Origin of the sequence: Corynebacterium sp. NPDC060344 (assembly GCF_042725215.1) — a bacterium.
Taxonomy (GTDB): Bacteria; Actinomycetota; Actinomycetes; order Mycobacteriales; family Mycobacteriaceae; genus Corynebacterium.
The window spans coordinates 19,079-31,952 of the sequence record NZ_JBHXCS010000003.1; the positions used below are offsets into that span (position 1 = coordinate 19,079).

At 70.1% G+C, this 12,874-nt stretch carries 10 protein-coding genes; 5 read left to right on the top strand and 5 right to left on the bottom strand.

From position 1 onward, the window contains the following. Positions 1 to 37: 37 nt before the first annotated feature. From ACFWGD_RS05065 to ACFWGD_RS05075, 3 genes are all read right to left on the bottom strand, one after another. Positions 38 to 1,366: an O-acetylhomoserine/O-acetylserine sulfhydrylase gene (locus tag ACFWGD_RS05065; RefSeq protein ID WP_377777506.1), complete on the bottom strand. Its 1,329-nt coding sequence runs from the start codon at positions 1,364 to 1,366 to the stop codon at positions 38 to 40. Between the two features lie 225 nt (positions 1,367 to 1,591). Next, positions 1,592 to 3,814: an NADP-dependent isocitrate dehydrogenase gene (locus tag ACFWGD_RS05070; protein ID WP_377777507.1), complete on the bottom strand. Its 2,223-nt coding sequence runs from the start codon at positions 3,812 to 3,814 to the stop codon at positions 1,592 to 1,594. 226 nt (positions 3,815 to 4,040) lie between these two features. Continuing rightward, positions 4,041 to 5,000: a hypothetical protein gene (locus tag ACFWGD_RS05075; RefSeq protein ID WP_377777508.1), complete on the bottom strand. Its 960-nt coding sequence runs from the start codon at positions 4,998 to 5,000 to the stop codon at positions 4,041 to 4,043. Positions 5,001 to 5,209: 209 nt separating this feature from the next. Between ACFWGD_RS05075 and ACFWGD_RS05080 the strand changes: the two genes are divergently transcribed. Further along, on the top strand, positions 5,210 to 6,493 hold the full coding sequence (locus ACFWGD_RS05080; RefSeq protein WP_377777509.1) for an MFS transporter: 1,284 nt from the start codon (positions 5,210 to 5,212) through the stop codon (positions 6,491 to 6,493). An 86-nt stretch (positions 6,494 to 6,579) separates the two neighbouring features. Then, positions 6,580 to 7,536: an exodeoxyribonuclease III gene (locus tag ACFWGD_RS05085; protein ID WP_377777510.1), complete on the top strand. Its 957-nt coding sequence runs from the start codon at positions 6,580 to 6,582 to the stop codon at positions 7,534 to 7,536. Between the two features lie 28 nt (positions 7,537 to 7,564). Here ACFWGD_RS05085 and ACFWGD_RS05090 read toward each other — a convergent pair whose 3' ends face one another. Beyond that, positions 7,565 to 8,455: an N-acetylmuramoyl-L-alanine amidase gene (locus ACFWGD_RS05090; protein WP_377777511.1), complete on the bottom strand. Its 891-nt coding sequence runs from the start codon at positions 8,453 to 8,455 to the stop codon at positions 7,565 to 7,567. A 148-nt stretch (positions 8,456 to 8,603) separates the two neighbouring features. Between ACFWGD_RS05090 and ACFWGD_RS05095 the strand changes: the two genes are divergently transcribed. The 3 genes from ACFWGD_RS05095 (at position 8,604) to ACFWGD_RS05105 (ending at position 11,435) form a co-directional block, all read left to right on the top strand. Next, positions 8,604 to 9,062, top strand: coding sequence for a hypothetical protein (locus ACFWGD_RS05095; RefSeq protein WP_377777512.1), 459 nt, complete (start codon positions 8,604 to 8,606; stop codon positions 9,060 to 9,062). Between the two features lie 88 nt (positions 9,063 to 9,150). Beyond that, the gene (gene trpS / locus ACFWGD_RS05100) at positions 9,151 to 10,251 is read left to right on the top strand and encodes a tryptophan--tRNA ligase (RefSeq protein WP_377777513.1); all 1,101 of its coding nucleotides are present in this window, start codon (positions 9,151 to 9,153) and stop codon (positions 10,249 to 10,251) included. Between the two features lie 158 nt (positions 10,252 to 10,409). Next, a complete protein-coding gene (locus ACFWGD_RS05105) occupies positions 10,410 to 11,435 on the top strand; it encodes a YhjD/YihY/BrkB family envelope integrity protein (RefSeq protein WP_377777514.1) in 1,026 nt (341 codons plus the stop codon). Between the two features lie 3 nt (positions 11,436 to 11,438). On the opposite strand, the gene ACFWGD_RS05110 is transcribed toward ACFWGD_RS05105, so the two are convergent. Beyond that, positions 11,439 to 12,854: a D-alanyl-D-alanine carboxypeptidase family protein gene (locus ACFWGD_RS05110; protein WP_377777515.1), complete on the bottom strand. Its 1,416-nt coding sequence runs from the start codon at positions 12,852 to 12,854 to the stop codon at positions 11,439 to 11,441. Between the last annotated feature and the right edge of the window lie 20 nt (positions 12,855 to 12,874).

Sequence of the window (12,874 nt, forward strand, 5' to 3'; positions counted from 1 at the left end):
TCGTCAAGCAAACTGCCCGCACGCCACCGGCGGGGACCTACTTGCCGATGGCCGCGAACGCGCCCTCGAGATCGGCGATGATGTCGTCGACGTTCTCGATGCCCACCGCCAGGCGCACCGTCGCCTGCGAAATGCCGGCGCGGGCCAGGCCGTGCTCGTCGGACTGCGAGTGGGTCGTCGTCGCCGGGTGGACCACCAGGGAACGGACGTCGCCGATGTTGGCCACGTTGGAGTGCAGCTTCAGGGCGTCGATGAAGGTCCACGCCTCGTCCTTGCCCGCGTCGGCGAGGTCGAAGGACAGCACGCCGCCGGCGCCGGCCAGGCCCAGCTTCTGCTGCGTGGCGTGCCACGGCGACGACGCCAGGCCGGCGTAGTTGACCGTGGCCACGCCGTCGCGGTTCTCCAGGTACTCGGCGACCTTCTGGGCGTTGGCGTTGTGGCGCTCGATGCGCAGCGCCAGCGTGTCCAGGCCCTGCGCCAGGATCCACGCGTTGAACGGGGCCGGGGCGGCGCCGGTGTCGCGGAGGATGCCGGCGCGGGCGCGCAGCGCGAAGGCCGGTGCGCCGAGGTCGGCGAACTTCAGGCCGTGGTAGGCGGGGTCGGCCTCGGTGAAGTTGGGGTGGACGTCGCCGCGGCCCTCGCGGGTCTGCGTCCAGTCGAAGTTGCCGCCGTCGACGAGGATGCCGCCCAGCGCCGAGCCGTTGCCCGTGAGGTACTTCGTCGTCGACGACACCACGATGTCCGCGCCGAGCTCCAGCGGGCGCAGCAGCGCCGGCGTGGCCACCGTGTTGTCCACGATCAGCGGCACCGAGTTGCGGTGCGCGACGTCGGCGATGGCGGCGACGTCGAGGATGTCGGCCTGCGGGTTGGCGATCGTCTCCGCGTAAAAGCCCACCGTGTTGTCCTGCACGGCGGCCTGCCACGACTCGGGGTCGTCGGGGTCTTCCACGAAGGTCGCCTCGATGCCCAGGCGCGGCAGCGTCACCTTGAACAGGGTCTCGGTGCCGCCGTAGAGGCGCGGCGAGGTGACGATGTGATCGCCCGCCCGCGCCAGCGTCAGAATCGCGGCGGTCTCGGCCGCCTGCCCGGAGGCGAAGAGCACGCCGGCGACGCCGCCCTCGAGGTTGGCCAGGCGCTGCTCGACCGCGTCGACCGTGGGGTTGGTCAGGCGGGAGTAGATCGGGCCCGGGTCCGAGAGGTTGAAGCGGTTGGCGGCGTGCTCCGCGGAGTCGAAGACGTAGGAGGTGGTGTTGTAGATCGGCAGGTTGCGGGCGCTGGTCTGCGCGTCGGGGGCCTGGCCGATGTGGATGGCGCGGGTTTCCAGCGCCCAGTCGGCGGCACCGGAGTTGTCGTAGCGGGTGGTCATGGCGGGAGTCCTTTCGTCGTTGCGCCGCGGACGGCGTGCGCGGCGGCACTCCCGCCACGCTAGTGAACCGAGCTGTCTAGTGCAAGGAAGTCGCCGAACGCGACCTTAGGGAATCGCCGGACCATGCGGTACGCGCGAATGTGGGGGAGGTGGGCGTCGCAAAGCGAAGCGCCCCGCCTCCCGGGAATCGGGAAGCGGGGCGCTGCGGGCCAGATCAGGCGGGTCCTACTTGCGCAGGCCGTCGATGATCTCGTTGAACTCGGCGGACGGGCGCATGACGGCGTTGGCCTTCTCGTCGTCCGGCAGGAAGTAGCCGCCCACGTCGGCGGGCTCGCCCTGCGCGTCGATGAGCGCCTTGGCGATGGACTCCTCCTTCGCCGCGAGCTCCTCGGCGACCGGGGCGAAGGTCTCCTTCAGCTCGGCGTTGTCGTCCTGCGCGGCCAGCTCCTGCGCCCAGTACAGGGCCAGGTAGAAGTGCGAGCCGCGGTTGTCGATCTCGCCGACCTTGCGCGACGGGGACTTGCCGTTCTCCAGCAGCTTGGAGGTGGCGCGGTCGAGGGCGTCGGCGAGGACGGCGGCACGCGGGTCGTCGTCATGCGAACCGGCGTAGCGCAGCGACTCGGCCAGCGCCAGGAACTCGCCGAGGGAATCCCAGCGGAGGTGGTTCTCCTCCTGGACCTGCTCGACGTGCTTCGGGGCGGAGCCGCCGGCACCGGTCTCGAACAGGCCACCGCCGGCCATCAGCGGAACGACGGACAGCATCTTCGCCGAGGTGCCCAGCTCCATGATCGGGAACAGGTCGGTCAGGTAGTCGCGCAGCACGTTGCCGGTGACGGAGATGGTGTTCTTGCCCTCGCGGATGCGCTCGACGGAGAACTTGGTGGCCTCCACCGGATCCATGATGCGGATGTCCAGGCCCTCGGTGTCGTGGTCCCCGAGGTACTCCTCGACCTTGGTGATCAGGTTCGCGTCGTGGGCGCGGGCCGGGTCGAGCCAGAAGACGGCCGGGTCGCCGGTGGCGCGGGCGCGGTTGACGGCCAGCTTCACCCAGTCGCGGACCGGGGCGTCCTTGGTCTGGCAGGAGCGCCAGATGTCGCCGCGGGCGACGTGGTGCTCGATGAGCACGTCGCCGGCGGAGTTGAGCACCTGCAGCACGCCGTTCTCCGGCAGCTGGAAGGTCTTGTCGTGCGAGCCGTACTCCTCGGCCTTCTGCGCCATGAGGCCGACGTTGGGGACGGTGCCCATGGTCGTCGGGTCGTAGGCGCCGTTCTCGCGGCAGTCGTCGATGACGGCCTGGTAGACGCCGGCGTAGGAGGAATCCGGGATGACCGCGAGGGTGTCCTTCTCCTCGCCCGACGGGCCCCAGCCCTTGCCGCCGTTGCGGATCAGGGCCGGCATGGAGGCGTCGACGATGACGTCGGAGGGGACGTGCAGGTTGGTGATGCCCTTGTCGGAGTTGACCATGTACAGCGCCGGGCCGTCGGCCAGGTCGCGCTCGATGGCGGCCTTGACGGCGGAGGCGGTGCCCGGGTCGAGCTTGTGCAGGCCGTCGAGGATGGCGCCGATGCCGTAGTCCGGGGTGAGGTTGACCGAGGCCAGCTTCGACTCGAACTTCGGGTAGACCGACGGGAAGAAGGCCTTGATGACCTCGCCGAAGATCAGCGGGTCGGAGACCTTCATCATGGTGGCCTTGAGGTGCACGGAGAACAGGACGTCCTGGCGCTTGGCCTTCTTGATCTGCGACTTCAGGAAGGACGACAGGATCTGGGCGTTGATGCCGGTGCCGTCGATGATCTCGCCCTCGAGGACGGGCATGTCCTTCTTCAGCACGATCTCGTGGCCGTCGTCGGTCTCGAGGACGTAGGTCAGCTTGTCGTCCTGCTCCATGATCACGGACTTCTCGTTGTGGCGGAAGTCGTTGGAGGCCATGGTGGCCACGTTGGTCTTGGAGTCGGAGGACCACTCGCCCATGCGGTGGGGGTGCTTGCGGGCGAAGTTCTTCACGGCCTCCGGCGCGCGGCGGTCGGAGTTGCCCTCGCGCAGGACGGGGTTGACGGCGGAGCCCTTGACCTTGTCGAACTTGGCGCGGTCCTCGCGGTCTTCCTCGGTCTCCGGCTGCGACAGGTACTTCGGGATGTCGTAGCCCTTCTCCTGCAGCTCGGCGACGGCGCGCTTGATCTGCGGGATGGAGGCGGAGATGTTCGGCAGCTTGATGATGTTGGCCTCGGGCTCCTTGACCAGCTCGCCGAGCGCGGACAGTTCATCGTCGACCCGCTGGTCCTCGTTGAGGCGCTCCGGGAACTGGGCGATGATGCGGCCGGCGAGGGAAATGTCGCGGGTCTCGACGTCAATGCCGGCCTGGGCGGCGAACGCCTCGACGATGGGCTTCAGCGAGTAGGTCGCGAGAAGGGGCGCCTCGTCGGTGCGGGTCCAGATGATCGTGGCCATGTGGTGGGTTCTCCTATTTGTTGCAGGATCCGTGGAAAAACAACGAACGGTTGCAGACCAGGGTAACGCAATTCGCGGATTCGCTTCGGTGAGCGAAATGCCGCCCCACCTGCGGTGTGACCTGCGTAACTCCGGGTTGTGCCGCAGGTCACGGGTTATTCCGGAAGTAATTGCTTTGCGACGGTCACGTTATGCAATCTGGCCATTACTAATTACAGATACAAAACTACCCCCGCGATGGGGAGGACGGCGGGGTGCCGTACTGCTGGGCCGCCGCCGAAGGGGCCGGCTTTTCCCACGAACCGTTGAACCAGGCGCGGGTGTCGGGGAGGAACGACAGGACGATGACGGCGATGTAGGCGATGGCCAGGAGGATCATCACCGCGATGGTGCCGCCGCCCGTGAAGGTGACGCTGAGCCCGAGGACGAGCACGAGGAACGTCGCCGCCGTGCCGATCAGCGTGATGGTCAGACCGTTGTCGCGGCCCCGCAGGACCTTGGGCAGCAGGAACGCCGCGGCGACCGCCGAGCCGACCATCGGCAGGGCGTAGGCGGAGATGAAGACTGCCGCGAGGTCGCCGAGGTCGCCGAAGAAGGTGTCGTAGCTTTCGGCGGCGACGCCGACGATGCTCACCAGCAGCGCCAGCAGGCTGACGGTGAAAATGGCCACCAGCGCCACCGCCATCGCCTTCACGGTCCCGGGAGGGGAGGTGAGCAGCGTCTTCAGGTGCGGGTTGTCCGGGTCCTCCGGCATCGGCGGCCGTGGCGGCGCCTGCACTGGAGCGGCCATCATCGGAGTGGCGTTCGCGCCCGCCTGGTCCGCGACCGGGTCGTAGGGACCCGGCTGCTCATCCCGGGGAGCCTCCGCCTGCGCCTCCTGCTGCTGCGCCGGCTGCTGCTCCGCCTGCTCGTCGGGGAACCGGCCGGTCGCGGCCAGGCCGCGCAGCTCGCGGATGCCCATGCGGGGCGCGGCGTCGTCGGCAAGCCTGGCGTCGTACTTCGTGCGGTTTCCCTCGTCGCCGAGGACGGACAGGGCGACGGAGTTCTCCTGGACGCGCGCGTCGTGCCCGGGGACGCCGTCGCGCTGGAGGCCCTCGAGCGTGGCGATGATCGACGACCGCAGGTCGCCGGTGGAGGAATCCCGGTCCAGGCCGAGGCTCTCGTAGAAGTCGTAATGCGCGTTCACGCGGGTCCTTTCACGGGTTGGCCGAACGGCCGACGGGAGTGCGGCGGCCGTGCGGAATTGCACGATTGTTCACGATAACCAACCTTCGCGGCATCCGCTATGATGACCGGTTTCCTCCGGATGGCCCCATAACCTGCGGATTCGCCATCCGGACCAGCACTTTGGCCGTATCGATCAAGATTGGCCGCAACCCGTACCCGGGAGGATCATTGCCCATCACCGCTCATGCAGAGTCATTCTCGTCACACCGGCGGCCCCTGCCGCGCCAGGACGACGTCTCCGACGCCCGCCGCAATTGGGTCATCGCCGCGATGTCCGTCGGCGCCTTCGGCATCGGCGTCACGGAGTTCGTCGCCATGGGCCTGCTGCCCTACATCGCCGCCGACTTCGGCCGCAGCGAGGCCGAGTCCGGCGCGGTGATCTCGATGTACGCCCTCGGCGTCGTCGTCGGCGCCCCGCTGATCACGGTGCTCACCGGCTCCATCCCGCGCCGCCGAATGCTCTTGCTGCTCATGGCCGCCTTCACGGTCGGCAATGCCGCAACCGTGTGGGCCGGGTCGCTCGGCTCCTTCGGGGCGGTGATGGCGTCGCGCTTCATCGCCGGCATCCCGCACGGGGCCTACTTCTCCGTCGCCGCGCTCGTCGCCGCCTCCCTGGCCGCGCCGGGCAAGCGCGGCCGGGCGGTGGCGCTGTCGGGGATGGGCCTGTCGGTGGCCACGGTCGCCGGCGTGCCCGCCGCCCAGGCGCTGGGCCAGCAGTTCGGCTGGCGCTCGGCGTTCGTGCTCGTCGCCGTCATCGGCGTCGCGGCGCTGGTGGCGCTGTGGTTCGCGGTGCCGCACATGAACCGCATGCCCGCCACCCGCCCGCTCGACGAGCTCGGCGCGCTGGCGACGCCGCAGGTGTGGTTCACGGTGGCCATCGGCACGGTCGGCTTCGGCGGCATGTTCGCCGTGTACACCTACATCACGTGGACCATGACGGAGGTCGGCGGTTTCGCCGAGAACCTCATGTGGCTGGTGCTCATGTCCTACGGCGTCGGCATGGTCGCGGGAACGTACCTGGGCGGCTGGGTCAGCGACCGCGTCGGCGACATGGGCCTGCTGTGGACGCTCATCGCCATGGCCATCGCGCTGGTGGCGTTCTTCTTCACCGCCCCGCACGGCTGGGCCGCGGTGATCAACTTCGGCGTCATCGGCATGCTCGGCTCGACGCTGGTGCCCAACCTGCAGACCCGCCTGATGGACGTCGCCGGCCGCGCCCAGACGCTGGCCGCCGCGCTGAATCAGGCGGCGCTAAACATGGCCAACGCCGGTGGCGCGGCCATCGGCGGCGCGGTCATCGCCGCGGGCATGGGCTACCGCGCCCCGGCGCTGGCCGGTGCCGTGATGGCCGTCGCCGCGATGTTCGTGTGGGCCCCGGCGGCGTGGCTGCGCGCCCGGTCGCTGCGCTCGCGCGCCGAGGCAGACAAGACCGTCCTCGAGGCCAAGTCCTGATCAAGGCCGCAGCCTGATCGGGGGCCGGGCGGCGGGGGCGCGGGCCGTCGTCAAGCGGATCCGGGCGGGGAAGTAGGCTGCCGGGCATGCCGCTCACCATCGCAACCCTCAACGTCAACGGCATCCGCGCAGCCGTGAAAAAGCGCCACGACGACAATCTGGGCATGCTGCCCTGGCTGGAGGAGACCTCCGCCGACGTCGTGCTGCTGCAGGAGGTCCGCTCCACCGACGATCAGGCCCGCGCGGCGCTGGCGCCGGCGCTCGAGGCCGGCTGGCACTGGGTCGGGGCGGACAACGAGCTGGCCAAGGGCCGGGCCGGGGTGGGCATCCTGTCGAGGGTGGAGCTTGACGACGTCCACGTGGGATTCGGTTCCGACGAATTCGACCGCATGGGCCGCTACGTCTCCGGCGTGCTGCGCGCCGCGGATTCCGGCATCGGCGAGGACGTGCGCGTGGCCAGCCTGTACCTGCCGTCGGGGTCGGCGAAGACGGAGAAGCAGGACGAGAAGTTCCGGTTCCTCGACGCCTTTTCCGGCCACCTCGCCGAGCTCGGCGCGGCGGGGCGCGGGGGAGCGCATGCCGTCATCGGCGGCGACTGGAACATCTGCCACCGCGAGCAGGACCTGAAGAACTGGCGCACCAACCGCACCAAGTCCGGCTTCCTGCCGCAGGAGCGGGCGTGGATGGATTCGGTGTTCGGCACCTTCCCCGACGACGCCCCGCAGGACACCCGCATCAAGGCGTCGGCCCGCGAGCTGGCGGCCGGCGCGTTCACCGATGGTTCGGCGTGGACGCCGCCGGAGGTCAACGAGAATCCCGACTGGTTCGACGTCACCCGCCGCCTGCACCCGGAGGTCGAGGGCCCGTGGTCGTGGTGGACCTACCGCGGCCAGGCGTTCGACACCGACGCCGGGTGGCGCATCGACTACCAGGCGGCGACGAAGCCGATGCTCGACCGCGCGGTGACGGCCGTGGTGGACAAGCCCGCGGCGTACGACCTCCGCTGGACCGACCACGCGCCGGTGATCGTCGAATACAAGTAGTCGCGTACAAGTAGCCGCGTACCAGCAGCTACCCGCGGGCGTCGAGCGCTGCCTCGATGCCCGCGACCACCGCGCCGGCCATCCGCGCCCGGCCCTCGGCGGAGCGCAGGACGGCGATGTCGGCGGAGTCGGTCATGTTGCCGAACTCCACCAGCGCCTTCGGCTTTTCCGACAGGTTCAGGCCGGTGAGGTCGGCGCGCAGGTCGATGCCGTCGCTGCCCAGGTAGTTCGACGGCGCGAAGCCGGCGCCGACGAATGCGTCGCGGATGGCTTCTGCCAGCTGCAGGGACCCGTCCGCGTCGTTGCCGGGCAGCGGGTCGGCGATGGCGATGACGTGGAAGCCGCGGTTGCCCTCGCCCGCGCCGTCGGCGTGGAGGCTGACCACGAGGTCGGCGTCCGACGCGTTTTCCTTCCGCGCGCGCTCGTCGATGCAGTCGGCGGGCCCGGAGTCGTCGGGGCGGCTCATGGTCACCGTCGCGCCGCGCGCCTCGAGCCCCTCGCGGATCGCCTCGGCGATGAGCCAGTTGAACGTGTGCTCCGGCCATCCGTCGGCCGCCGCGGTGCCGGTGACCTGGCACGGCTTCATCCCGCCGCGGCCGTCGACGACCTGCGGATTGCCCTCCGGCATCACCGCAGCGTGGCCCGGATCGAGGTGGATCGTCCGCCCCTCCAGCGTCGCGCCCTCCGCCTCGGGCGCCGGGGTCGTCTCCGGGCCCGGGGCGCTCGGCGACGGGCGGGCGGTGGTCGCCCGAGTGCTGTGCGACGCCACCGTTTCCTCCGTTCCGGCCGCGGCTCCGGTGTCATCGCCGGACGCGGCCGTGCCGCCGTCGATGGTGCACGCCGATGCGAGCAGCGCGCACGCCGTGATGAGCAGGGCGGGGACGATGCGGGCGCGGGGCCGACGGTGCGAGAGCGTCACGCCCCGAATCATATGCGCCACGTCACCTCCGATACGGGGGAGGGTGTCGGAGTCGCCGCCGGAGTGTGCGAAACTCTGAATCGAATGGACCCCGGAGTGACCCGCGTGCACCCAGCTGCGCGGGCCGGGGCAGCGAAAGGGGAGTGCCGTGGACGATTCGACGCACCGCTCCGGCATCGGGGCGGGTTCCGAGCCGGGCCCCGGACCGGGCGCCGGCCGCGGGCGCGAGCATGATTCCACCGCCGACGTCGACTTCGACGCCCTGGCCCGCAGCCTCTCCGGCGGCGACGCATCCTCGGTGAGCGTGCCGCTCATCGTCTCCGGCGGCGTGCTGGTGGCGCTGCTCGTGCTGTCGCTGGTCTACGGCTGGCCGGTGTGGGCGCCGATCCTGTGCGTCATCGGCCTGGTGGTGCTGATGGGCGTCGCAAAGCTGCGCCGCCCGCCCGTCGCCCCGCTGGAGCTGACCTCGAGCGAGCGCGACCGCGTGCGCCGCGTCATCGCCGAGCACGGCGTCCGCCCGGCCGTGGCGCTGGTCCGCGCGCTGTACCCGGGCGAATCGAGCGTCGCCGCGGTCAAGACCGTCCGCCAGGTGCTCGAGCGCGGCTGACGCTTTCCCTCCCCGCCCCGCTCCACCGCTGAACTGCCGCCGGTCCCCGCCGCGAAACCGCGCGCCCGCCCGAACTAGACTTTCGGGCATGGCAACTGAGCAGGAACCGACCACCACCGACTCGACCACCGACTCTCCCGCGGCGGCCGCCGGCCCCGCAGCCGGCGCCCCGCAGCGCCGTCAGCGCGTGCTCTCCGGCATCCAGCCGACGGCGGACTCGTACCACCTGGGCAATTACCTGGGCGCGGTGAAGCAGTGGATCGGCCTGCAGGACGACTTCGACGCCTACTACTTCATCCCCGACCTGCACGCCATCACGGTGCAGCAGGATCCGAAGGACCTGCGCAAGCGCACCGTCGCCGGTGCCGCGCAGCTCATCGCGCTGGGCATCGACCCGGCGAAGTCGGTGCTGTTCGTCCAGTCCCACGTGCCGGAGCACGCGGAGCTGAGCTGGGTGCTCACCTGCCTGACCGGCTTCGGCGAGGCGTCGCGCATGACGCAGTTCAAGGACAAGTCCGCCAAGCAGGGCTCGGACCACACGTCGGCGGGCCTGTTCGCGTACCCGATGCTGATGGCCGCCGACATCCTGCTCTACCGCCCGCAGCTGGTGCCGGTGGGCGAGGATCAGCGCCAGCACCTGGAGCTGTCGCGCACGCTGGCGCAGCGCTTCAATTCGCGCTACAAGAAGACGTTCGTCGTCCCCGAGGCCCATATCCTCGAGGGCTCGGCGAAGATCTACGACCTGCAGGATCCGACGTCGAAGATGAGCAAGTCGGGGTCGAACCCGAAGGGCATCGTCAATCTCCTCGACGACCCGAAGGTCTCGGCCAAGCGCATCCGCTCGGCGGTGACGGACAACGACGGCGAGATCCGCTTCGACCGCGAGAACAAGCCGGGCGTGTCCAACCTGCTGGTCATCCAGTCGAGCCTGACGGGCGTGCCGGTCGACGACATCGTCGCCGGCTACCAGACCGCGGGTGCCGGGTATGGCCAGCTCAAGGGCGATACGGCGGAGGCGCTGGAGGCGTTCACCACCCCGCTGCGCGCCCGCTACGACGAGCTCATGGCCGACCGCGGCGAGCTCGAGCGCATCCTCGCCGATGGCGCCGATCGCGCCCGCGAGGTCGCCTCCCGCACCCTGGAGCAGGTCTACGACCGGGTCGGTTTCCTCCGCTCTGCGGGACGGTAACGGCTTCGCTTCTTTCCGGCTGCTTTACGACGCTCCCCGCGTCGTCATGGGCGTCTGCCGGTAAACTGGCTCCGACACGTTCGCCCGGGTGGCGGGGCCGTCCACCGGTCCGGAAGGCACGATCCCGCCATCCACCTCGACGAAAGCAGGTTCGACCGGTGGCAACATCGACGCGCCCAGACCCGAAGAAGACCGATCGCTACGGCATCGAGCGAGTCACGGATGACGAGCCCGGCTTCGTCGACAAGATGCGTATGAAGTACGGGTGGTTCGACCACCTCATGCGCATGCAGGACCGTTACGCGCAGGAGGGCGGCAACCACTTCGCCGCCGGCGTCACGTACTTCTCCGTGCTCTCGGTCTTCCCGCTGCTGATGCTCGCCTTCGCCATCATGGGCTTCGTCCTGCGCGGCAACGACGAGATGATGCAGAACATCGAAAACGCCATCACCGAGAACATCAGCGGCGAGATGGGCGAGACGATTTCGTCGATCATCGACAGCGCGGTCAATCAGGCCGGCGGCGTGTTCACCATCGGTTTCATCACCGCACTGTGGTCGGGCCTGAGCTGGATGGGCAACTTGCGCATGGGCGTCACGGCCCTGTGGAAGCGCCCGATCATCGCCGAGAATTTCGTCCTGGGCAAGCTGCGCGACTTCATCCGCCTGCTGGGCATGATGGTGATGATCGCCCTGACCTTCGCCATCACCGCCATCGGTTCCTCGGGCCTGACGTCGTCGCTGGTCGAGCGCGTCGGCCTGGACGGCGTGCCGGGCATCGGCATCCTGACCACGGTGGTGGCCATCGCCATCGGCCTGCTGGCCAACTGGGTGCTGTTCTTCTGGATGCTCGCGTCGCTGCCCCGCGGCAAGGTCCCCATGAAGCCCGCGGCGCAAGGCGCCGTCATCGGCGCCATCGGCCTCGAGGTGGTCAAGCAGCTGGGTTCGCTGTTCTTCTCCAACGCGCTGTCCAACCCCGCCGGCGCGGTCTTCGGCCCGATCATCGGTCTGATGGTCGTGTTCTACCTGATCTGGCGCATCACCATGTACGCCTCGGCGTGGACCGCCACGACCGAAGAGGCGATGGACATGGAGGAGCCGGACCTGCCCCCGCCGGCGGTCATCCACATCCGCCCGGAGGCCGCCCGCGAGAACCGCGGCCTGGCCAAGCTCCTGCGCATGTAGGCGTCAGCGCCGCCGCGAGCGGACGGCCCACGCGCCGACCGCGACGAGCACCATCCCGGCCACGCCGGCGACGATCGCCAGATCGGACGCCGACGGCCCGCCGTCATCCTCGGCGCCACCATCCCCGGTGGCGTCGAGGATTTCTTCTTCCATGTCCTCCGGCCCCGGCTCGTCGCCGCCGTCGAATTCGGCGGGCACGTCCATGTCGGCGATGGTGGAGCCGGTGGGCGTCGCAAAGCCGGATTCCAGCAGGGCCGCGGACTGCTGCCATGCCCGGGGCCCTTCCTCGACCGTGGTGTCCAGGACGACGGTGCCCAGGCGGCGGCCGTCGCGGGCGGCGAAGCCGACGAAGGTGTGGCGCGAGTCGTCGGTGAAGCCGGTCTTGCCGCCCAGCGCGCCCTCGAAGCCGGAGGCGAGCAGCTGGTTGTCGTTGGACATGGTGAAGCCCTCGATGTCGGCATCCTCGTCGCCCGGCATCTCGGTCAGCGGGGTGCCGCTGAGGCGCTTGTACTCGGGGTCGGCGAACGCGGCGCGGTAGAACAGCGCCATGTCGAACGCGGAGGTCGTCTGCCCGGGACCGTCCAGGCCGGTGAAGTCGGCGATGCGCGTGTCGGTCGCCCCCAGCTCGCGGGCCTTGCGGTTGACCTTCCGCAGCGTCTCCCCACGGCCGCCCAGCGCCCCGGACAGGGCCGACGCGGCGTCGTTGCCCGAGCTCATGAGCAGGCCCAAAAGGAGCTTTTCGACGTCATAGTCCACCCCCTCCAGAATTCCCGCCCGCGACCCCTCGATGGCCGCGTCCTCGTACCGGGCGGTGATGGTGCGGTCCATGGGCAGTTCGTCGATGGCGACCAGCGCCAGCAGGACCTTCGCGATCGACGCCGGGCGGTAGCGCCCGTGGGGGTCCTTCGCGGCGATGACCTCGCCGGAGCCGGCGTCGAAGACGATCCACGACGACGCCGCGACATCGTCGGGGACGTCGAAGCCGCGGGAGGCGACGACGTTGCAGTCGGCCATGCGCGGCCCGCCGGCGGGCGTCGCCGGCACCGGCAGCGGATCCGGCGACGGCAGGCCGGGCGCCGGGACCTCGGAGGAATCGACCGGCGGCGGGGGAGTGGTGCGGAACGCGCAGCCCGCGGTGTCGCGGCGACCGGGGGCGGGGCCGGTGGGCTCGTCTTCTTCTTCGCTCTCGTGCCCTCCGTCCTGGCCCTGATCCTGGTCCTGATCCTGCTCCGCGCTCGTCGGGTCCGGCTGCGCCGGCTCGCCCGGGGAGGCGGGCATGGCGGCCGGCTCGGCCGTCGGTGCCGCCTCGGCGATCGGTGCGGCGATCGGTGCGGTGCCCAGCGTCAGCGCGGCGGCGACGGCCAGTGCGGTGCCGCGCGGTATCCGGCGGGCGGGGCGATTCGGCGTCGTGGTGTCCACGCCGGAATACGCTAGTCCGC